The following is a 22,267-nucleotide window of genomic DNA, read 5'->3' as shown; positions in this document are numbered from 1 at the left end:
AACCCGCTAAAACACTTCGATTGCCCTTCTTCCACTAAAAAGAAGTGAAACCTTAGTCCCCATAATTCATAGCCAAAATGACGAAATAAGGGTCTTTTTCCACTTTAAGACGTAATTTTATGTACTGTAATCAAAAAGAACTGCGTATTAAGAGCTATATTTTCTAAATCCCTACAGATGTTATGTTGTTATATACCTAACAAATTAGGATAATGTTCAACTCGATCTGGGTGAGTAAAAAATTGGTATGACCGAATATATTTTGTTGTTGATTGGTACAGTGCTGGTCAATAACTTTGTGCTAGTTAAATTCTTAGGCTTATGTCCTTTCATGGGCGTCTCTAAAAAATTAGAGGCGGCGATAGGCATGGGGCTTGCTACAACTTTTGTTTTAACCTTGGCCTCTGTCTGCGCCTACTTAGTTGAAACCTATTTATTAGAGCCGCTGGGCATTGAATATCTCAGAACCATGAGCTTTATCTTGGTGATTGCGGTCGTGGTGCAATTTACCGAAATGGTGGTACACAAAACCAGCCCGACTCTGTATCGCTTACTCGGTATCTTTATCCCTCTTATTACTACTAACTGTGCGGTATTAGGTGTTGCGTTACTTAACGTCAATGAAAACCATAGCTTTATCGAATCTATCATCTATGGCTTTGGCGCGGCAGTAGGCTTTTCAATGGTACTTATTTTGTTTGCTTCGATGCGTGAGCGTATCGCCGCCTCCGATGTACCGACTCCATTTAAAGGCGCATCCATTGCCATGATCACCGCAGGCTTGATGGCTTTAGCGTTTATGGGCTTTACTGGTTTGGTGAAAATATAATGACCGCTATTATTATCGCAATTGTTGCCCTAGTGATTTTAGCGGCATTCTTTGGCGGATTACTGGGCTTTGCTTCAATCCGTTTCAAAGTCGAATCCGACCCAATTGTTGAACAAATCGATGCCATTTTACCGCAAACTCAATGCGGTCAATGTGGCTACCCTGGCTGTAAACCCTATGCAGAAGCGATTGCTAACGGCGATGACATCAACAAATGCCCTCCCGGCGGTGAAGCCACGATTCAAAAACTGGCTGATTTACTGGGTGTGGATGTGCCAGATTCTGCGCACGATCTTTCTGATAACGTTAAAAAAGTCGCCTTTATTCACGAAGACATGTGCATTGGCTGCACCAAATGTATTCAGGCTTGCCCAGTGGATGCCATTGTTGGCGGCACTAAAGCACTGCATACGGTCATTTCAGATCAGTGCACAGGTTGTGATTTATGTGTTTCACCTTGCCCAACCGACTGCATTGAAATGGTTCCAGTGAAAACCACCACCGACAACTGGCAATGGCAGCTTAACACTATACCTGTGGTTAACATTGATACCACCTCTAGCACTAACGGAAACTCGTAGCGAACATGCTCTCTTTAATCGAAAAAATTCGCTCTGGTCACCTATGGGAATTCCCAGGGGGTGTTCATCCACCAGAGAACAAATCTCAATCTCAATCCTCAAAGATTGCGCGCTCGAGTCTCGCTGATGAATTAATCATACCTATCAAGCAACACATAGGTAAAAAAGGTGATGTGATTGTCCGTGTTGGCGACAAAGTGCTAAAAGGACAACCTTTAACACAATACAACTCCAGTTTAAGCCTGCCTGTACATGCGGCCACCTCCGGAGAAGTTATTGCTATTGAGCCTCGCCCAAGTTGCCACCCTTCTGCTATTCCAGAGATGTCGATCGTAATCAAAGTCGATCATCAAGACACATGGATTTCGCACCAAGGTGTGCCTGATTACACCCAATGTAATCCTGAGCAACTGCTGGATATTATTCGCCAAGCGGGTATTTCCGGGCTAGGCGGTGCAGGTTTCCCTACCGCACGTAAATTGCAATCCGGTCTTGGTCGAGTTGATATTTTAATTATCAATGCGGCTGAATGTGAGCCGTACATTACCGCTGATGATACTTTGATGCGTGAATATGCTGATGAAATCATGCAAGGCATTGAGATTTTAAAGCATATTCTAAAGCCTAAATTAGCGATCATTGGTGTTGAAGATAACAAGCCTGAAGCAATCGAAGCATTACATAAAGCCGGAGCTGATCACGACGTAGTGATTCGCGCTGTGCCAACCAAATACCCATCGGGCGCATCCAAACAGCTGATCAAAATCCTGACCAATAAAGAAATACCAAGTAACGGCTACTCGGCTGATATTGGTATGACTATGTTCAATGTAGGTTCAGCATTTGCAGTAAAACGTGCGGTGATTGATGGTGAGCCTCTTATTGAGCGCGTCATTACCTTAACCGGTAAAAGCATTAAATCGGCGAAAAACTACTGGGTGCCTATTGGTACTCCAGTGGCGCACTTGTTAAAACAAGGCGAATTTACGCCCACCAAAAAGCAAGCCGTGATTATCGGCGGCCCTATGATGGGCTTTGCTCTGCCACAAATTGAAGCGCCACTGACTAAAATCAGTAACTGCGTATTAGCACCGGGAAAACGTGAGATTTCTTTTGATGATCACGAAATGGCGTGTATCCGCTGTGGTCAATGCGCTGAGGTGTGCCCCGCATCGCTACTGCCTCAGCAAATGCTGTGGTATTCCAAAGATCAAGACCTGGACAAATTAGAAGAGTACAACCTTAAAGACTGCATTGAATGTGGCGCTTGCGCGTATGTGTGCCCAAGTAACATTCCGTTAGTGCAATACTACCGTCAGTCTAAAGCTGAGATCAAAACTCGCAATGCGGAGCAAGAAGCGGCTGAGCGCGCTAAAGTGCGTTTTGAACAGCGTAAAGAGCGTCTAGAGCGCGACAAACTTGAACGCGAACAAAAATACAAACAAGCTGCCGATAAACGTCGCAGCCAAATGAAAACCGCTGACGGTGGTGATGCTATTGCCGCTGCTATCGAGCGAGTTAAACAGCAAAAAGCTGAAGGACCAAAATCTGCGGTTGCGGCCGCCATTGCCCGCGCTAAAGCTAAACAAGCACAAGTTCAACCAAGTGAAACTGCTGAACCTGATAACTCTGAAATGCGCAAACTTCGTGAGCAACGCAAACAAGAAGCTCGCGCACGTAAAGCCCAACAATCACAAGCCGATGGTGATTCAGCCACAGACGCTAAAGCAGACTCTAAAACCGATGCAGTAGCTGCGGCAATTGCGCGCGCTAAAGCGAAGAAAGAACAGCTTGCCGCATCAGCAAACGGTAACGCTGATGCAAACGATGATAAATCGGCGAAGCACGACGCCATTAAAGCGGCAGTAGAAAGAGCTAAAGCTAAGAAAGCCGCTCAAGCAAGTGCAACGACAAACGCCACGGCAAGTGCGACCGATAGCGAAGCTGATTCGAAAAAATCAGCGGTAGCCGCCGCCATTGCCCGCGCTAAAGCGCGCAAAGCAGAACAAGCCTCAGCAGATAACACCGAATCAGAAACTAGCGAACCTGCGCCAAGCGATGACCCGAAAAAAGCAGCTGTCGCCGCTATTGCTCGCGCTAAAGCGCGTAAAGCAGAGCAAGCCTCAGCAGATAACAACGAGTCAGAAACTAGCGAACCTACGCCAAGTGATGACCCGAAAAAAGCTGCTGTGGCAGCCGCCATTGCTCGCGCTAAAGCGCGTAAAGCAGAGCAAGCTTCAGCAAGTAGCACCGAGTCAGAAACTAGCGAACCTGCGCCAAGTGATGACCCGAAAAAAGCCGCCGTGGCCGCTGCTATTGCTCGCGCCAAAGCGCGCAAAGCAGAGCAACAAGCAACAGATAACGCAGCATCACAACACAGTGAACCTGCACCAGAAAACGACCCGAAGAAAGCCGCAGTAGCCGCGGCGATTGCACGGGCAAAAGCAAGAAAAGCGGCTCAACAAGCCGATAGCAGTGACTCTAAGGAGAAAAACTAGTGGCATTTTTTATCGCCAGTTCACCACACACTCAAAAGCGTCGCTCACTGTCGAATATGATGCTGTTAGTTGCCATTTGTGCCATTCCGGGCATTTTGGCGCAAACCTACTTTTTTGGCTTTGGCACGATAATACAAGTGCTGTTTGCCATTTTGGTGGCATGGTCTTTTGAGTCCGTCATCATGTTATTACGTGGACGTTCACCCTTTGGCGCTTTGCGTGATAACAGTGCGCTATTAACCGGATTATTGCTTGCGATTGCCATTCCTCCACTCTCGCCTTGGTGGATCACGGTAATCGGTCTATTTTTTGCAATTGTGGTCGCCAAGCACCTATACGGTGGTATTGGGCAAAACCTCTTTAATCCGGCAATGGTCGCTTACGTAGTCTTGCTGATCTCTTTTCCGGTGCAGATGACCAGTTGGTTAACGCCTGCACAAATTTCATCGACTCCGGTAGGCGCTACCGATGCGCTATCCTTAATATTCAGTGGCTTTAATATTGATGGCATGTCGCTACAGCAAATACGCACCGGTGTAGATGGCATTACCATGGCCACTCCATTAGATACCGTAAAAACTGGGCTTGGCCACGGTCAAACTCTGTCTGAAATCACCAATAGCCCACTATTTTCTGGGATTGCTGGATTTGGTTGGGAATGGGTTAATATCATGTTCCTAATTGGCGGTTTAGTAATGGTGAAGCTGCGCGTCATTCAGTGGTATATCCCTGCTGGCGTATTGGCCGGTGTATTGGGCATGAGCGTATTGCTATTTATTATTACTCCGGGCGCACAGGGCTCTCCCCTATTTCAGCTGTTCTCTGGGGCAACCATGCTCGGGGCGTTCTTTATTGCCACCGATCCCGTATCTGCGGCCACCACTGTCAAAGGTCGATTGATTTTTGGCGCGCTCATTGGCGCACTGGTGGTGATTATTCGCACCTTTGGCGGCTTCCCAGATGGGATTGCGTTTGCCGTGATTATTGCCAATATGTGTGTGCCACTTATTGATTACTACACTCAACCAAGAACCTACGGTCACAAGTAATATCATGTTTAAAACCATACAGAAAAACGGTTTGATCCTTGCCATGTTCGCTTGCATTACAACAGGTGTTGTTTCAATAACACACCTATTGACCAAGGACACCATACAGGCTCAACAAATTGCGCAGCTACAAGGGCAACTCAACCAAGTTATCCCAATGAGCATGCACGACAATGAGCTATACGCAAATTGCCTACAGCTAAATAACCCAGCATTAGGCACGCAAGAAAGCATGCCTGCGTATGTGGCAACCTTAGACGGCGCGCCAACCGCAATAGCCATTGAAACCATAGCTCCCGATGGCTATAACGGCGCTATCAAGTTGTTAGTGGGTATAGACTTACAAGGTAAAGTCTTGGGCACTCGCGTGTTATCGCAAAATGAAACCCCTGGGCTTGGCGACAAAATTGATTTGCGAGTCTCAGATTGGATTTTATCTTTTGCCAATAAAATCATTACCCCAGATAACCACGACAGCTGGCATGTACGTAAAGATGGCGGCCAATTTGACCAATTTACTGGCGCAACCATCACCCCGCGCGCGGTAGTAAAATCGGTATACAAAACTGGCTTATACTTTTCTCAAAACCAAGAGCAGATCTTGAACCAGTCACCACAATGTGAGGTGAAATAATGTCAGAGAAAAAACTCCTATTAAAAAATGGGCTGTGGGACAACAACCCCGCACTAGTGCAACTGCTTGGCTTATGTCCATTGTTGGCAGTATCGGCAACCGTCACCAATGCGATGGGGCTTGGTATTGCCACTCTTATGGTACTGGTTGGCTCAAACCTGACGATCTCTTTGATTCGCCACCATGTGCCACAAGAAATCCGTTTGCCTATTTTTGTTATGATCATCGCCGCACTCGTCACCTGTGTGCAGCTTCTCATAAATGCGTATGCGTACGGACTTTACCTGTCTCTTGGCATTTTTATTCCATTAATTGTGACAAACTGCATTATCATTGGCCGCGCAGAAGCGTATGCTTCTAAAAATACACCTTTGCTGGCCGTGTTAGATGGGCTGTGGATGGGCTTAGGGATGACGGCGGTATTGGTTGTGCTTGGCGCAATGCGTGAGATCTTAGGTAACGGCACCTTATTTGATGGCGCAGATTTACTACTCGGTGATTGGGCAAGTGTGTTACGAATCCAAGTTTACCATGTAGATAGCAACTTCTTGCTGGCTATGTTGCCACCGGGCGCCTTTATTGGCGTTGGCTTTTTAATTGCAGCCAAAAACTGGATAGACAGCTATCAAGCTAAAAAAGCACCTAAGCAAGAGAAAAAAGAAATCCAACGTGCTCGTGTAACTAACAATTAATCTTATATTTAAACGGACTCAATGAATAAAGATAAGCGTCGGCTCATATTGGAAAAACTGCGTGAGGAGAACCCTCACCCAGAAACGGAGCTCAACTGGAACTCCCCTTTTGAACTATTAATTGCCGTTTTGCTTTCAGCTCAAGCAACAGACGTCAGTGTCAATAAAGCTACGAATAAGCTATTTCCCGTGGCTAATACACCGCAAGCACTGTTTGATCTTGGGGTTGATGAGCTCAAACAGTATATAAAAACCATTGGCTTGTTTAACTCGAAAGCCGAAAACACCATCAAAACGTGCAAAATCTTACTAGAAAAGCACAATGGTGAAGTGCCAGAAAACCGAGAAGCCTTAGAAGCGCTACCCGGCGTTGGGCGTAAAACGGCTAATGTCGTGCTAAATACTGCCTTTGGTTGGCCAACCATTGCAGTCGATACCCATATTTATCGTGTATCGAATCGTACTAAGTTTGCCATGGGTAAAACGGTTGACGATGTAGAACAAAAACTGCTTAAAGTTGTGCCAAAAGAATTTAAACTCGACGTACATCACTGGCTCATTCTACATGGCCGCTACACTTGCATTGCACGTAAGCCACGTTGTGGTAGCTGTATCATAGAAGATCTATGCGAGTTTAAAGATAAAATCATAGATTAGAGCCACTTTCACTAACCTAAAATAAAAATAATGAAGGAAACTGCATGTCTCAAGGTCGCGTATTACACACCATGCTTCGCGTGGGTGATTTAGACAAATCTATCGAATTCTATACCAAGGTTATGGGTATGGAATTACTGCGTAAAAACGAAAACAAAGAGTATGAATACACTCTTGCCTTTGTTGGCTTTGGTGACGAGTCTCAAGGCGCCGTCATTGAACTGACCTACAACTGGGGTACCACTCAATACGATCTAGGTGATGCCTTTGGTCACGTTGCTATCGGCTACGAAGATATCTACGCCACATGCGATGCAATTAAAGCCGCTGGTGGCAATGTCACCCGTGAACCCGGTCCAGTAAAAGGTGGCTCAACACATATCGCTTTTGTCACCGACCCAGACGGCTACAAAATTGAATTGATCCAACGCGCAAATGCATCTGCAGGTCTAAACGGATAATTCTGTTTAAACTCAGCACATGACATCTTTAAGGCGATAGTTAGCTGATAACTATCGCTTTTTTGTGCCGCTTTAATAATGCTAGCTCTTGCCTGCCCCTATAAATAATAAACATCTTCTCAGCTCAATAAGGCTCGATCCGCACACCTATTTTATGCAAATGTGGAATAATTGCGCAGCACTATTTAAGAGTATTCTCACCTTTCCCATTAGCTAAATACATGTTTAGGTTTAGAAAAAGTTATGAATCTGCAATAATGCTCACCCTTATTTATATGTTTTGTTTGTTATGACTGTAGAAAATGAAGCTTTGACGCTAAAAAAACGATTCAGAGGGTATTTCCCTGTTGTTATTGATGTAGAAACAGCTGGGTTTAATTCCAAAACTGACGCACTGCTGGAAATTTGCGCAGTGACTCTGGCTATGGATGAAAATGGAGATCTGCATCCTGCAAGTACCATCCATTTTCAGGTTGAACCTTTTGAAGGCGCTAATTTAGAAAAAGAAGCTCTTGATTTTATCGGCATGCCTGACCCTTTTAGCCCATTACGTGGAGCTATTCCGGAGTCAGAAGCACTCAGAGAAATTTATAAGTTAGTTCGTAAAGAACAAAAACAAGCAGAATGCAGCCGCGCCATTATTGTTGCCCACAACGCCGCCTTTGATCATGGCTTTGTCTCTGAAGCGAGTGAACGCTCTAAGCTAAAACGCGTACCTTTTCACCCGTTTGCGACATTTGATACCGCCACCTTAAGTGGTCTTGCTTTTGGGCAAACGGTATTGGCAAAAGCGTGCAAAGCTGCCCAAATAGAGTTCGATAATAAAGAAGCTCATTCAGCACTTTACGATACACAAAAAACCGCTGAACTGTTTTGTAAAATTGTTAATAAGTGGAAAGCCCTTGGGGGCTGGCCGTTGATGGACCAAGATTAATACCAACCCTAATTGTTGGTATAAACACACAATCAGAGAAGATTAATGAATCCCATAATTATATCCGTTTGCATCATGCTATTGCTGGCATTGATGCGCGTTAACGTTGTCGTTGCGTTAACATTTAGTGCCATAGTCGGTGGACTTACCGCAGGCATGAGTATCACTGATACTATTTCTGCTTTTGAAGGTGGATTGGGTGGCGGTGCGACCATCGCATTAAGTTACGCCATGTTAGGTACCTTTGCTGTCGCCATCTCTAAATCAGGTATTACTGATTTATTGGCTCAAAGTGCGATAAAACGCATCAATGGTCAAAAAAATGACTCTGCGTCTACCGCTCTAAAATATGGCGTATTGGCAATTTTGGTACTCATTACCATGTCATCGCAAAACGTTATTCCTGTACACATAGCATTTATCCCCATTCTGATCCCACCTTTGCTCGCTGTGTTTGCCAAACTAAAACTAGACCGCCGTATGATTGCTTGTGTGCTGACCTTTGGTCTTGTCACTCCATACATGGTGCTGCCAGTTGGTTTTGGCGGAATATTCCTGAATAACATCTTGCTCAAGAACCTAAGAGATAACGGACTAACCAACATCAGTGCTTCTGATGTCCCTATGGCGATGCTATTCCCAGCGCTAGGCATGGTCAGCGGTCTGTTAATTGCGATTTTTATCAGCTATCGCAAACCAAGAACCTACCAAGAAACAGAAATCACTCATGTTGACACTGAGCCAAGCCACATCAATAAAAAACACATTATTGTTGCTGTGTTGGGTATTGTAGCGGCGCTTTCGGTACAGCTTTATACAGGCTCTATGATTATCGGGGCGCTAGCAGGCTTTATGGTATTCACCTTTGGTGGCGTTATTGCATGGAAAGAAACGCACGACGTATTTACCCGTGGCGTACACATGATGGCAATGATTGGCTTTATCATGATTGCTGCAGCCGGTTTTGCCGCAGTTATGAAAGCGACAGGTGGCGTGGAAACACTGGTGCAAGCACTGTCGACCTCTATTGGTGACAACAAACCACTGGCGGCGTTATTGATGTTGGTAGTTGGTCTACTTGTTACTATGGGTATTGGTTCTTCGTTCTCGACTATTCCAATTATTGCCACTATCTACGTTCCGCTGGCGCTGGCTTTTGGTTTCTCACCAATGGCTGTGGTTGCGCTCGTCGGTACGGCAGCAGCGTTAGGTGATGCGGGTTCTCCGGCTTCTGACTCAACTTTAGGCCCTACATCAGGTCTGAACGCTGATGGTCAGCACGAGCATATTTGGCAAACCGTTGTGCCTACCTTTATCCACTACAACATTCCTTTGATCATCTTCGGCTGGATTGCCGCTATGGTTCTTTAGGGGCATGATTTAGAAACGTAATTAGTCAAAATTCACATTTGTAAATGACTGATAAACAAAAGGCTTCCAAACGGAAGCCTTTTTTAGTTGTTAACCTAAAAGATAGGTTACAAAAACACTTATTCGCCAGCAGCGCGTTCAGCCGCTTCTTTAACTAGCGGTTGTAGTTCGCCTTTTTGGAACATCTCAATGATGATGTCACAACCACCAATAAGCTCGCCTTCAATCCAAAGTTGAGGGAATGTAGGCCATTGTGCGTAAGCTGGAAGCTCGGCACGGATATCTGGGTTTTGCAGAATATCAACGTAAGCAAACTTCTCGCCACACGCCATCAAAGCTTGAGAAGCTTGTGAAGAAAACCCACAGCTTGGAAGCTTAGGTGAACCCTTCATGTATAGAAGAATAGTGTTTTGTTCGATTTGCTGTTTAATTTTGTCTAGGGTTTCCATTAAGGACCTCTGAGTCGGTGTGCTCTTGATAATATCTCGCCATTTTACCTTACTAGCTTAGAATAAAAACCATAAACTAAATAAGGTTATTGTTACATATTTGAACAGATCTTGTTGCAGTGCTCACATAGTATACCAATTAATCCAGAAACAAAATTACTGTTAGTAAGGTTTTTATTACCGGGTATAGTCTTCTCTAAGCCCCATAATCATTAGCCTGAGGCCATATCCACTCAAATTTCACGGTCAATTTGCTCATCAGTAAATGTTATAAATTTGCAACCTAACCTTTTATTAGCACCAAAAATTGATAGAATGCCAACGAATTATACCAATGACTGTTGATTGCTACGATTGGTATTAGTACAGTGGTTCGTGTTCAAAACGACGCTGTAGCATGTACTTAATGAGCCTTTTTCTTATTAAATACATATTCTTACTACATGGGAAGCTTAGGGCTTAGCCCAAATAAATGGAGAACCGAGCAAATGGCATTTGAATTACCAGCTCTTCCTTATGCAAAAGATGCACTAGAACCACATATCTCAGCTGAAACTCTAGATTTTCACCACGGCAAGCACCACAACACTTACGTTGTAAAGCTAAACGGCCTAATTCCTGGCACTGAGTTTGAAGGTAAAACACTAGAAGAGATCGTTAAAACTTCTACTGGTGGCGTATTCAACAACGCAGCTCAAATTTGGAACCACACTTTCTACTGGCATTGTCTAGCACCTAAAGCAGGTGGCGAACCAACAGGTGCTGTAGCGGACGCTATCAACGCAGCATTTGGTTCTTTTGAAGAGTTCAAAGCTAAATTCACTGATTCTGCAATCAACAACTTCGGTTCTTCTTGGACTTGGCTTGTTAAAAACGCAGACGGTTCACTAGCAATCGTAAACACTTCAAACGCAGCGACTCCTCTAACAGAAGCAGGCGTAACTCCGCTTCTTACTGTTGATCTGTGGGAACACGCTTACTACATCGATTACCGTAACGTTCGTCCAGAATACATGAATGGCTTCTGGGCTCTAGTTAACTGGGACTTCGTTGCACAAAACCTAGCTAAATAATTAGCGAGCAAATAGATAAATAGGCTGCCAGTTGGGTGGCCTATTTTTTTGTTTAGTCTCACTCCGCTATTCTTATTCCCTTAATCTCATTCCCTGCAACAGCAACCACTGCATAAACTCTATTTCACTACCACTAGCATGACGTAAACGGCGCAATTAATGACGTTCTCTCATCGCAATATGTGACCTACCCCTTAACTCAAGCAGTTGCATATCACAGTTGTAACAAATGTCTCCCTCTGGTCACTTTTTAAACACTATAGTGATTGATAGCTTATTAGTTAAGCGTACCCTAAATATAAAAACCGCTGGTTATGCCAAGCACAGTAATTAAGTAGGGTAAGTGACAATTTAAAAATTGGGGGGAAGTAAACATATGGTTATACATAACTCAGTCGTGCTGATCACTTCAGCAGGAACCATATTGGGCAAAACACTTGCCATACACTTTGCCTCACTTGGCGCGAGAGTTGTCATTACTGACAAAAGCACCGCGCAGTTAAAAGAAACCTATCGAGATTGCCTAGCCGCAGGCTATAACGTGTGTACCTACACGCTTGCCGATGACAGCCAAGAGCATGTCAATAACATGTTTTACTACATAGAGAAGTTCTATAACCAAGGGGTTGATGTGTTAATCAATCACTGGGAAAACCGCCCACTGCCCACCTTAGTCAGTACTTCCCCTGTAGAAGAATTCAGTGCTAGGTTCTCTAATATTGTTCAGCCACTATTTAGTTGCGGTCATGCTTGCGCTGAACAAATGCGTAAAAATGACAATCATGGCGTCATCATCAACATTCTCACCAATGAAAATGCGCACATGATACTCGGGACAGAAAGTATCTGCTCTATGGTCAATGGCTTAACCAAAAGTTGGGCTAAAGAGCTCAATCCTTTTGCTATTCGTGTGGGCGGTATTTTGCCTAGCGTACACCACTCAGCGGCAGATGATCACCAACATAGCTTTGCCAATATCAGACAAGATTTAATTAGAAATACCGAATACATCGTCTCTAATGATTCGTTTAACGGACGGGTGATGTCTTGGTAACGTGATAGAGTACGTACCAAATACAAGTTACAAATATACAAAAACCCCAGCGCAGCGGCACTGGGGTTTTATTTTTTAAGATGGGCTTATTATCTAAGCCCACTTTTCAAGAATCGAATTACTTCGCTTTAGCAGGCTTTTGGTCTGCTTTTTTCTTGATTACTGTAGTGCCTTCAAAAGTTTCACCTTCAACGTAAGGCTTACCGTAGTAAGAGGTTGTTAGAACTTCTTTTAGCTCAGAGATTAGAGGGTAACGTGGGTTCGCGCCAGTACATTGGTCATCGAACGCTTCAACAGATAGCTCTTCAAGTTTTTCGATGAAGTCTGCTTCGTTAACACCCGCTTCTTGAATAGACAGTGGGATATCCAGTTCTTTCTTAAGCTCTTCCAACCAAGTCAGTAGACGCTCAATTTTCTGTGCAGTGCGGTCACCTGGTTGACTTAGGTCTAGGTGGTCAGCAACTTCAGCGTAACGACGACGTGCTTGCGGACGGTCGTATTGAGAGAATGCAGTTTGTTTAGTTGGGTTGTCGTTTGCGTTGTAACGAACAACGTTAGAGATCATCAATGCGTTTGCAAGACCGTGTGGCAAGTGGAACTCAGCACCGATTTTGTGAGCGATTGAGTGACACACACCTAGGAAAGACTGTGCAAATGCGATACCAGCAATCGTTGCCGCATTGTGTACTTTCTCACGAGCGATTGGGTCAGCTGCGCCATTTTTGTAGCTTGATGGTAGGTACTCTTTAAGCATCTTAAGTGCTTGTAGAGCTTGACCATCTGAGTACTCGTTCGCTAGAACTGAAACGTATGCTTCAAGTGCGTGAGTTACTGCATCGTAGCCACCAAATGCTGTTAGAGACTTAGGCATGTTCATAACTAAGTTAGCATCAACGATTGCCATGTTTGGCGTTAGTTCGTAATCCGCTAGAGGGTACTTAGCACCCGTTTCATCGTCAGTAACAACCGCAAATGGTGTTACTTCAGAACCAGTACCTGAAGTAGTAGTGATACATACTAGCTCAGCTTTTTCGCCCATTTTAGGGAACTTGTAAATACGTTTACGGATATCCATAAAGCGCATTGCCAGTTCTTCAAAGTGAGTTTCTGGGTGCTCGTACATAACCCACATGATCTTAGCCGCATCCATTGGTGAACCGCCACCAAGCGCTAGGATTACGTCTGGTTGGAAGCTTTGCATTGCTGCAGCGCCTTTTTCAACAACAGACAATGTTGGATCAGCTTCTACATCAAAGAATGTTTGCACTTCGATGCCCTGAGCTTTAAGTAGGCTTACTACGCTATCTGCATAACCGTTGTTAAATAGGAAACGGTCAGTTACAAGGAACGCACGTTTTTTACCTTCTAGATCGCCAAGTGCGATTGGAAGGCTGCCACGACGGAAGTAAATAGACTTAGGTAGTTTGTGCCACAACATATTTTCAGCTCGCTTCGCTACAGTTTTCTTGTTGATAAGGTGCTTAGGACCCACGTTCTCAGAGATAGAGTTACCACCCCAAGAACCACAACCTAGAGTTAGAGAAGGTGCAACGTTAAAGTTGTACAAGTCACCGATACCACCGTGAGTTGATGGGATGTTGACTAGAATACGAGCTGTTTTTAGTTTGTCACCGAAGTAACAAATACGGTCAGCGTTAGTGTCTTGGTCAGTGTATAGACCAGATGTGTGACCGATACCGCCGATCTCAACCATAGTTTCAGCTTGAGCAACCGCATCTTCAAAGTTATCAGCGCGGAATAGACCTAGAGTTGGAGATAGTTTCTCATGAGCGAACTCATCATCGTAAGACACTTTACCTAGACCTTCACCGACTAGCACTTTAGTATCCGCAGGAACTTTAACACCCGCCATTTCAGCGATTGCTGGAGCAGGTTGACCTACGATTTTAGCGTTTAGGTTACCGTCGATAAGCAGTACTTTACGTACTTTGTTTGCGTCAGCTTTGCTTAGTACGTGTGCTTTGTGAGAAGCAAAACGTTCTTTAACTTCGTCATACACTTCGCTTACTACGATAGCCGCTTGCTCAGAAGCACAAACTACGCCGTTATCGAACGTTTTAGACATAAGGATAGAAGCTACTGCACGTTTGATGTCTGCAGTTTCATCGATAACTACTGGAACGTTACCCGCGCCAACACCGATTGCTGGTTTACCTGAAGAGTAAGCCGCTTTAACCATGCCTGGACCACCAGTTGCAAGGATAAGAGCAATACCGTCGTGCTTCATTAGGCCGTTAGACAATTCTACTGAAGGTTGGTCAATCCAACCAATGATGTCTTTTGGTGCGCCTGCTGCTACTGCTGCTTCAAGAACAAGCTTAGCTGCGTCGTTAGTTGAGTTTTTAGCGCGTGGGTGTGGCGAGAAAATGATGCCGTTACGAGTTTTAAGAGAAATCAGTGATTTGAAGATTGCAGTTGAAGTTGGGTTTGTAGTTGGAACGATACCACAGATGATACCTACAGGTTCTGCGATAGTCATTGTGCCTAGGTTGTCATCTTCTTCTAAGATGCCACAAGTTTTCTCGTCCTTGTACTTGTTGTAGATGAACTCTGAAGCAAAGTGGTTTTTGATAACCTTATCTTCCACAATACCCATGCCAGATTCAGCAACAGCTTGCTGTGCTAGAGGAATACGTGCTTGGTTTGCTGCTAAAGAAGCTGCGCGGAAGATTGCATCCACTTTCTCTTGAGAAAAAGTTGAGAACTCTTCTTGAGCTGCTTTAACACGTGCTACCAGAGCGTCTAGCTCAGCCATATTAGTTACAGGCATAATTGTCTCCTAGATATTTAAAATTAAAAACTTTTTAGTAAGGTTTGTTAACCAAACAACACAACTTAGTAAACAGCTTTCACAGACGAGTATATTATTTCACTCTCCGAATAAAATTGATTCAGATCACTTAGTTTGAAAGAACTACTAGCAAAATAGTTATTAGCTAAGTTAGGCCTAAATGCCATATTGTATGACAAATAAGACTTTCTACGACACTGATATCATCCATGAAAGTACCGCTTTACCACGTAAACATCGTTATCTTAAATAATAGTTTATTTCATTCTGTAGGCCGTAATAAACGTGCCAGACCCTAGTATAACCATTGTTTTGCATACGACAATTATTAATTTTCTTCTAAAAGTAAGTTCGACTACCTCACTTAGAGCTCACTCTTGACAATCAAAAATGAGTTGTTCACCTACCATTATTGGAATGCAGACTTGCATTAGTTTTTCTAATGCAAAACCAGTGTTGATTTAGTTTAATTCAGGCATGGGAATGCAAGTTTTACTAGCGTAAAACGGCATCCTTTATTAAAGTAGCGACACTTTTTTATCCCCCTCTCTTTTTGTTAAAGGTTTAGTGATGCAAGGTATCGATATCGCTGTTTATTTACAGTTTTTTGTTGGCTTATTCGCCATTGTAAATCCGGTTGGGATCATGCCGATATTTGTGACGTTAACGAATCATCTATCGCCTGAAGAACGCATAAAAACCGCTTCAACCGCTAACATTGCCGTTGCCGTGATCTTGATTGTGTCTTTGTTTGCAGGTCAGTTCCTACTTGACGTGTTCAGTATCTCTTTAGATTCATTTCGTATTGCCGGTGGTCTTTTGTTAGTGAGCATTGCCTTTTCCATGATGAATGGGCAACTCGGTGAACAAAAACAGAACAAGCAAGAAAAAGCGGAGAGTATTAGTAAGGAACAAGTGGGCGTTGTGCCACTTGCTATGCCACTAATGGCAGGACCGGGTGCCATCAGTTCAACGATTGTATTTGGCTCTAACCATTCTGGTCCTATCGATTATATTGCTGTCACGCTGACGGTTTTAGTGTTCGCATTTTGCTGTTGGGTGCTATTTCGCTCTGCTCCTTTCATCGTACGTTTTCTAGGGCAAACGGGTATCAACGTAATCACTCGTATTATGGGTTTGATACTTGGCGCACTGGGTATTGAATTTATTGCAGGTGGAATTGGCGCATTATTCCCAGGTTTGATGCTATAACGGTTACATCTGCATACAATATGAACACATCAAAAAAGCACCCTAGTGGTGCTTTTTTCGTCTATGGCAAACAATAATTTGCTTTTACTTTATTCAAATCAATCTAAATCCACGTGCTATCCTATTGTTATTGCTGATTTAAGTTGAACTGATATGCCCCAAGATGAATACAGTCTCAAGCACAAACTTTATGTGATTATTTTCCGTACAGACACGCCATTTGGGCGCTGGTTTGATATCGGATTAATTCTCTCTATTTTAGGCTCTTTGCTCGTTTTGATTATGGGCTCAATGGAGTCAATAAACGAAAAATACGCCAGTTCGTTACAGGTTCTGGAAATTTTGTTTACCGTTTTATTTACTATTGAGTACCTACTTCGCCTGTATTGCTCACCCAAACCGTGGGCATACGCCAAAAGCTTTTATGGTTTTGTCGATTTAATCGCCATCTTGCCTTTCTACTTGGCATTACTGATCCCAAATGCGCACTTCCTTGGGGTGGTGCGCCTACTGAGAATTATGCGCATCTTTAGGATTTTGAAACTGGTGCAATACATTCAAGATTCCAACATCATCATGCGCTCCCTATGGAACTCTCGACGTAAGATCTTTGTCTTCTTTAGTATGGTCGCCATATTGGTCACCATATTTGGCGCTCTTTTGTATGTGATTGAAGGGCCTGACAATGGCTTTACGAGCATCCCCACCAGCATTTATTGGGCTATTGTGACTATTACTACCGTCGGCTATGGCGATATTTCCCCCGTGACCACATTAGGCAGAGCTATCGCTTCTCTGACGATGCTGTTGGGTTATTCCATCTTAGCGGTGCCTACTGGCATTATTACCGCGGAGATGAGCCAAGAAGTAAAACAGCAAAAGAAAACCTATCAGAATCATCGTCTGTTAGTGATGTGTCCTAACTGCATGAAAAATGATCATGAACCGGATGCCTTTCATTGCAAGCATTGCGGCAGTGAGTTGCCCTCGCATGAAGAGAGAGTGGTCAAGGTAAATGACACGCCTAGTGATTATGACTAATGCCTGTCACTGTGGCACCAATCACTTTGCTGCTAATCTCAGTAAATAAGTGATCACAAATAGCGCCCACAAAAAAAAGCGCCAAACGGCGCTTTTTAAACATTTACGTTTTAAACACGTAAAAGCTGGAGTTCTAAATTACGACTTCGCTTCTAAGATGATGCGTAGAGTACGACGTAGTGGCTCTGCTGCGCCCCATAGAAGCTGATCACCGACAGTGAAAGCATTTAGGAAGTCATCGCCCATCGCCATTTTACGCAAGCGACCAACAGGCACAGACATAGTACCGGTTACTTTGGCTGGCGTTAGCTCTTGAGCGGTAATATCGCGCTCGTTTGGCACCACTTTAACCCAGTCATTATGCGTACCGATGATCTCTTCGATTTCATCCATAGGCACATTTTGTTTTAGCTTGATGGTAAGCGCTTGTGCGTGACAGCGCATTGCGCCGATACGTACACAAGTACCATCAATCGCAATTGGGTTGCCGTCTAAGCCAAGAATCTTGTTCGCTTCAACGCCCGCTTTCCACTCTTCTTTGCTTTGGCCGTTTTCGCGTTTCACATCAATCCAAGGGATCAAAGAACCCGCCAGAGGCGCGCCAAACTGATCAGTTGGGAATGCGTCTGAACGAATCGTCTCAGCCACTTTACGATCAATATCTAAGATAGAAGAAGCAGGATCGGCAAGCTCAGCAGCCACTGACTGCTGCACTGTGCCCATTTGCGCGATAAGCTCACGCATATTCTTAGCACCTGCGCCAGAAGCGGCTTGATAAGTCATGGCGCTCATCCACTCAACCATGCCTTTCTCGTACAGGCCACCAAGTGCCATCAGCATTAAACTTACAGTACAGTTACCACCAACAAAGGTAGAAGTGCCAGAATGAATGCCTTGTTGGATTTGAGCTAAGTTAACAGGGTCTAAAGTAATAATGGAGTCGTTAGCCATACGCAGCGTAGAGGCTGCATCAATCCAGTAGCCTTTCCAGCCAGCTTGTTTTAGTGCAGGGTACACTTTCTCTGTGTAGCTACCGCCTTGACAGGTAACAATCGCATCAAGCTGCTTGAGACTTTCAATGTCAAAAGCATCTTGTAGCATGCCCGCATCTTTACCCATGTAGACAGGAGCCGGAATACCAACCTGAGAGGTGCTGTAAAATACAGGCTCTATCAGATCAAAATCACGCTCTTCTACCATTCGCTGCATTAAAACCGAACCAACCATACCGCGCCAGCCGACTAAACCTACTCGCATCATCTATTACTCCATGTAATTAAGTAGATTGAGCGACAAATACAATTATTCGCGCTCAACCAAAATTTATTGTTCCTGACATATTTAAAAAAGTTGGAGCGAATGACAAGAGATTTATCAACAAAGATCAAAAAACCTCACCATTTCGTTACGCTTCTCTATTTTTACTTTGCACAACTAGCCTTTTCGCACCAATTGATCGCGTAAATTAGGCGGTGTGCCTTTGATAGTCAGTGTATCTGTCTCTGCATCATAAAATACGCGCTCTTCGAGCAACATGGCATCAAAGCTAATATTTAAGCCGCCACCAGCACCCACAAATTTAGTCAATTTGCGCACGGCAGTTCTGTCGCCCGGGAAGCTCTCTTCAAGCTCGTAGCCTTGCTCTTGTGTAAACTCCACAAAGCTAGTGCCATCATCACTTTTTGGTAGCTCTTGAGAGAGTTCTTTTACTTCAACGTCATCACCGCTTTTGATTTGATCGTTGCAGTAATCGGCCACTTGCTTGCGATAAGAATTAGCTTCTTCTTTTTCCAGCTTGGCATCGGCGACAAAATCATCCACCGCTTGCATCAGCACTAGGTTTTGTTGTTTGGTGTCTAAGCCTGTTTCAGCTTGCAAGAAATCAAGGAAGAAATCCGCCACTTTGCGCCCTACTCGCCCTTTGATAAAGGTTAAGTAACGATTTGAGTCGCTGTCTGTTTGATAGGTCGATAAATCAATGCGTGCCGCAATATCCATTTTCGAGATATCAAGGTAATCCGTAGCACTGATTTCAAGCCCTTCGGTTACTTTTAGGCTTTCATTCGATGGTACTAACGCAATGAACAAATAATCAGTCGCTAACGACTGATAACGAGCCAACACTAAAAAACCTTCTTCAGCAAATGAGTATTTACTGATTTCAGAGATTAAACGCTTGGCGCTATTTTGTGAGAAAGTGTAAAAGTCCTGCTGCTCAGCAAGTGACTCATCCAACCAGACCTTAAATTCGCTCTCTTCAGCAAAGGTGCCGAAGCCCTTTCCTGCCTTGGCATTGAACACTCGGTGCAGTTCTGCGACTAAACTTTCAGTAGAAGCATCGTTCGATAAAGCCGATTCTCGGTAGTTAACCGCAAGCTGTTGCTCAGAATCTTTAACTAATTGATGCAAAATGACATTGGATAATTGTAAACTCATAGGAGATTTCTATCTCTTGTGCTTTCAGTTGTTATTGAGAGTAGGTTATCATAAGCCGTTTACACTATCATTAGCAGAGTAACTATGCCTATTACATCAAAATACAGTGACGAAAAAGTTGAAACCATGTTAGCTGAAATTGCTACCGTTTTAGAGAGACACGAGTCTACTCCAGAACTCAGCTTGATGTTGGTTGGCAATATCGCCACAAACGTTCTAAATCAGAATGTGGCGAAGGGACAACGTAAAGTCATTGCTAAAACTTTTGCAGATGCACTGATTGCATCAGTTGATGACTAATAATTAATAACAAGAACGATTATTCATGGTAAATAGCGGTAATTCCTACGCGGAACGGGTATCAAGGCTTGTTAGTTGGGGACATTGGTTCAGTTTTTTCAATGTCATCATCGCAATGCTTATCGGAACGCGTTACATAGCCGAATCTCCTTGGCCAGAGACTTTTCTCGGTCAGCTCTACCTTGCCTCTTCATGGGTGGGGCATTTCGGCTTTCTAGTATTTGGCTTGTATATCCTGTGCCTCTTCCCTCTCACCTTTGTCGTCCCAAACTTTAAACTGTTTAGGATCTTAGGTGTACTGGCAAGTACCATAGGTCTCACCGTCTTACTATTAGATACCCAAGCCTATCAAGAGCTCAACTTACACCTTAATCCCATTGTTTGGGAGTTACTGTTAAGCGATGACAAAAACGCCATTAATGCCAAATGGCAGACGTTATTCGTTCTTGTTCCTATTATTTTCTTCGTCCAGCTCGCTCTTGCTGAGTGGGTTTGGCGCAAGCAAAGAAAACTGTCGCACAAACGTATCGGTCGCCCGATTGCGGTTGTTTTCTTTATTGGGTTTATCTTTAGCCATCTGATCTATATCTGGGCAGATGCGACTTTCTATAATCCAATCACCAATCAAAGAGCCAACTTCCCGCTTTCGTATCCAATGACGGCAAAAACCTTCTTGGAGCGTCAAGGATGGTTTGATAGGGAAGAATACCAACAGCGAATTGAACGTGGTGATGCCAACAGCGAAGTGCTGGCCTATCCACTAGAAGCATTGCAGATCAGCAAAAGCAAAAGTAAAAACTATAACTTACTAGTCGTTATGGTTGAGAACCTGCGCGCTGACAGCATGACCCCGGACGCCATGCCAACCTTGCATGAATTTGCCGAGCAAAACCAAAACTTTAGCCAACACCTAAGTTCTGGCAACGACAACAGTGCAGCGTTCGGCTTATTTTACGGCATCCCTGCCACCTACTCTGCAAGCGTTCGTCACTTTGAAACTGAACCGGTGTTTATCCAGCAGTTAATGTATCGTAATTACGATCTTGGCTTGTTTAGTGGCAACAACTTCTCCGCCAACATCTACAACGATATTATTTTCCATAATCGAGATGAAGGCCAAACAGAAGTACAAAGCAAATCGGACCGTGGAGCAGTTAAAAGTTGGCAGCAGTGGCTCACAAACGAAACCAATAAAAGCTGGTTTAGTGTGGTGCACCTGATGCAGATGCAGCAATTTGAAGACCATGTGGACAACATCTCTAATAAAGATGCCAAATCGGTTCTGCAAAAAGCCTACGTCACATCGACCAGTAAAGTAGACCAGTCTATTTCACAAATTCTCGATACCTTAAAAGAGCAGCAATTGCTGGACAATACAGTTGTTGTTATCACCTCAGATCACGGTTGGGAGTTTAACGAAACCAATACCAACAGTTGGGGTGCAAACAGCAACTACAGTAAATATCAGTTGCAAGTCCCGATGGTGATCCATTGGCCAAATAAGCCCGCGCATGAGTACACGCACGTAACCAGTCACTTCGATTTATCAGTGACCTTAATGCAAGACTTACTCGGCGTAACCTCAAACCCTGTCGACTTTAGCAGTGGTAAGAACTTATTTGACCCAAGTAAACGCCGCTGGACAATGGCAGGTGACGCCCGTGAGTTCGCTTTGATTTCCAGCAACGAAATCACAGTGCTAGACCGCTACGGAAACTACAAAGTGTACAACCACGACTATCGCCGTGAACGTAACGCCAAACCAAAGCTGTCAGTGATAATGCAAGGCCTGTCAGAAACCAAACGTTTCTATGCGCAAGATTAATCCAGTAAAGGTTTGAGCAGATTGCAAACCTAGCAGTGCCACTATTTAAAAGAAAGTATTTAAAAGAGAGCTTCGGCTCTCTTTTTTGTTGTCATCACATAAGTTTAAACCCACAAAGAACAGCGAAATACACCCAGAAATGCCCCAGATCACACCAAATACGACCCACCCCAAATTAAATAACTAAATATGCTTAAAAACCAAGCAAACGAACAACTTAGTACTTTACAACCTTTCTCAAGCTTTATAATATTAGCGCCACACGGAGAGATGGCTGAGTGGTCGAAAGCACCGGTCTTGAAAACCGGCAACCGTTAATAGCGGTTCTAGGGTTCAAATCCCTATCTCTCCGCCACATT

The 22,267-nt window shown here is 44.0% G+C and carries 20 protein-coding genes and 1 tRNA gene; 17 read left to right on the top strand and 4 right to left on the bottom strand.

Annotated features, from left to right (window positions below):
- The first annotated feature begins 247 nt into the window (after nt 1–247).
- From rsxA to OCU38_RS04195, 10 genes are all read left to right on the top strand, one after another.
- Nucleotides 248–829, top strand: a complete 582-nt coding sequence (rsxA, locus tag OCU38_RS04240; protein WP_021714914.1) for an electron transport complex subunit RsxA — start codon at nt 248–250, stop codon at nt 827–829.
- Nucleotides 829–1,410 carry an electron transport complex subunit RsxB gene (gene rsxB / locus OCU38_RS04235; protein ID WP_261823877.1) on the top strand — a complete coding sequence of 194 codons (582 nt, stop codon included), beginning with the start codon at nt 829–831 and terminating at the stop codon, nt 1,408–1,410. Before rsxA ends, rsxB begins: the two co-directional genes overlap by 1 nt.
- A gap of 5 nt (nt 1,411–1,415) precedes the next feature.
- Complete coding sequence (gene rsxC / locus OCU38_RS04230) at nt 1,416–3,908, top strand: electron transport complex subunit RsxC (protein ID WP_261823876.1); 2,493 nt, start codon at nt 1,416–1,418, stop codon at nt 3,906–3,908.
- Nucleotides 3,908–4,957: an electron transport complex subunit RsxD gene (rsxD, locus tag OCU38_RS04225; RefSeq protein ID WP_261823875.1), complete on the top strand. Its 1,050-nt coding sequence runs from the start codon at nt 3,908–3,910 to the stop codon at nt 4,955–4,957. Before rsxC ends, rsxD begins: the two co-directional genes overlap by 1 nt.
- Before the next feature lie 4 nt (nt 4,958–4,961).
- Nucleotides 4,962–5,591: an electron transport complex subunit RsxG gene (gene rsxG / locus OCU38_RS04220; RefSeq protein WP_261823874.1), complete on the top strand. Its 630-nt coding sequence runs from the start codon at nt 4,962–4,964 to the stop codon at nt 5,589–5,591.
- Complete coding sequence (locus OCU38_RS04215) at nt 5,591–6,283, top strand: electron transport complex subunit E (RefSeq protein WP_261823873.1); 693 nt, start codon at nt 5,591–5,593, stop codon at nt 6,281–6,283. The genes rsxG and OCU38_RS04215 overlap by 1 nt, the downstream gene beginning before the upstream one ends.
- A 21-nt stretch (nt 6,284–6,304) precedes the next feature.
- Nucleotides 6,305–6,940: an endonuclease III gene (nth, locus tag OCU38_RS04210; protein ID WP_261823872.1), complete on the top strand. Its 636-nt coding sequence runs from the start codon at nt 6,305–6,307 to the stop codon at nt 6,938–6,940.
- Nucleotides 6,941–6,984: 44 nt separating this feature from the next.
- The gene (gene gloA, locus OCU38_RS04205) at nt 6,985–7,401 is read left to right on the top strand and encodes a lactoylglutathione lyase (protein ID WP_261823871.1); all 417 of its coding nucleotides are present in this window, start codon (nt 6,985–6,987) and stop codon (nt 7,399–7,401) included.
- Between the two features lie 289 nt (nt 7,402–7,690).
- Entirely contained in the window at nt 7,691–8,335 is a 645-nt protein-coding gene (gene rnt, locus OCU38_RS04200) for a ribonuclease T (RefSeq protein WP_261823870.1), read from the top strand.
- A 45-nt stretch (nt 8,336–8,380) separates the two neighbouring features.
- Nucleotides 8,381–9,706, top strand: coding sequence for a Na+/H+ antiporter family protein (locus OCU38_RS04195; RefSeq protein ID WP_261823869.1), 1,326 nt, complete (start codon nt 8,381–8,383; stop codon nt 9,704–9,706).
- A gap of 119 nt (nt 9,707–9,825) precedes the next feature.
- On the opposite strand, the gene grxD is transcribed toward OCU38_RS04195, so the two are convergent.
- Nucleotides 9,826–10,155 carry a Grx4 family monothiol glutaredoxin gene (gene grxD, locus OCU38_RS04190; protein ID WP_261823868.1) on the bottom strand — a complete coding sequence of 110 codons (330 nt, stop codon included), beginning with the start codon at nt 10,153–10,155 and terminating at the stop codon, nt 9,826–9,828.
- 488 nt (nt 10,156–10,643) lie between these two features.
- Here grxD and sodB point away from each other — a divergent pair, with 488 nt between their 5' ends.
- A complete protein-coding gene (gene sodB / locus OCU38_RS04185; RefSeq protein WP_261823867.1) occupies nt 10,644–11,228 on the top strand; it encodes a superoxide dismutase [Fe] in 585 nt (194 codons plus the stop codon).
- Between the two features lie 376 nt (nt 11,229–11,604).
- Nucleotides 11,605–12,282, top strand: coding sequence for an SDR family oxidoreductase (locus OCU38_RS04180; RefSeq protein ID WP_261823866.1), 678 nt, complete (start codon nt 11,605–11,607; stop codon nt 12,280–12,282).
- Between the two features lie 118 nt (nt 12,283–12,400).
- Here OCU38_RS04180 and adhE read toward each other — a convergent pair whose 3' ends face one another.
- A complete protein-coding gene (gene adhE / locus OCU38_RS04175; protein WP_261823865.1) occupies nt 12,401–15,073 on the bottom strand; it encodes a bifunctional acetaldehyde-CoA/alcohol dehydrogenase in 2,673 nt (890 codons plus the stop codon).
- 591 nt (nt 15,074–15,664) lie between these two features.
- Here adhE and OCU38_RS04170 point away from each other — a divergent pair.
- Both OCU38_RS04170 and OCU38_RS04165 read left to right on the top strand, forming a co-directional pair.
- On the top strand, nt 15,665–16,306 hold the full coding sequence (locus OCU38_RS04170) for a YchE family NAAT transporter (protein WP_021714928.1): 642 nt from the start codon (nt 15,665–15,667) through the stop codon (nt 16,304–16,306).
- A gap of 153 nt (nt 16,307–16,459) precedes the next feature.
- Nucleotides 16,460–17,347: an ion transporter gene (locus OCU38_RS04165; RefSeq protein ID WP_261823864.1), complete on the top strand. Its 888-nt coding sequence runs from the start codon at nt 16,460–16,462 to the stop codon at nt 17,345–17,347.
- Between the two features lie 138 nt (nt 17,348–17,485).
- Here the strand turns inward: OCU38_RS04165 and asd are convergent, their stop codons facing one another.
- Both asd and yejK read right to left on the bottom strand, forming a co-directional pair.
- Nucleotides 17,486–18,604 (bottom strand): aspartate-semialdehyde dehydrogenase, encoded by a 1,119-nt coding sequence (gene asd / locus OCU38_RS04160; RefSeq protein ID WP_039970052.1) that lies wholly within the window; start codon nt 18,602–18,604, stop codon nt 17,486–17,488.
- Between the two features lie 177 nt (nt 18,605–18,781).
- Nucleotides 18,782–19,783, bottom strand: a complete 1,002-nt coding sequence (yejK, locus tag OCU38_RS04155) for a nucleoid-associated protein YejK (RefSeq protein WP_261823863.1) — start codon at nt 19,781–19,783, stop codon at nt 18,782–18,784.
- Between the two features lie 84 nt (nt 19,784–19,867).
- Between yejK and OCU38_RS04150 the strand changes: the two genes are divergently transcribed.
- The 3 genes from OCU38_RS04150 (at nt 19,868) to OCU38_RS04140 (ending at nt 22,263) form a co-directional block, all read left to right on the top strand.
- Nucleotides 19,868–20,083 carry a YejL family protein gene (locus OCU38_RS04150; RefSeq protein ID WP_023402801.1) on the top strand — a complete coding sequence of 72 codons (216 nt, stop codon included), beginning with the start codon at nt 19,868–19,870 and terminating at the stop codon, nt 20,081–20,083.
- Nucleotides 20,084–20,108: 25 nt separating this feature from the next.
- Nucleotides 20,109–21,908 carry a DUF3413 domain-containing protein gene (locus OCU38_RS04145; protein WP_261823862.1) on the top strand — a complete coding sequence of 600 codons (1,800 nt, stop codon included), beginning with the start codon at nt 20,109–20,111 and terminating at the stop codon, nt 21,906–21,908.
- A 264-nt stretch (nt 21,909–22,172) separates the two neighbouring features.
- Nucleotides 22,173–22,263: transfer RNA gene (locus OCU38_RS04140), tRNA-Ser, on the top strand.
- The last annotated feature ends 4 nt before the right edge of the window (nt 22,264–22,267 follow it).

Source organism: Vibrio neonatus (assembly GCF_024346975.1).
Lineage (GTDB): Bacteria > Pseudomonadota > Gammaproteobacteria > Enterobacterales > Vibrionaceae > Vibrio > Vibrio neonatus.
The sequence above is the reverse complement of the archived record's forward strand: the minus strand, read 5'-3'. Positions and strand labels throughout refer to the sequence as shown.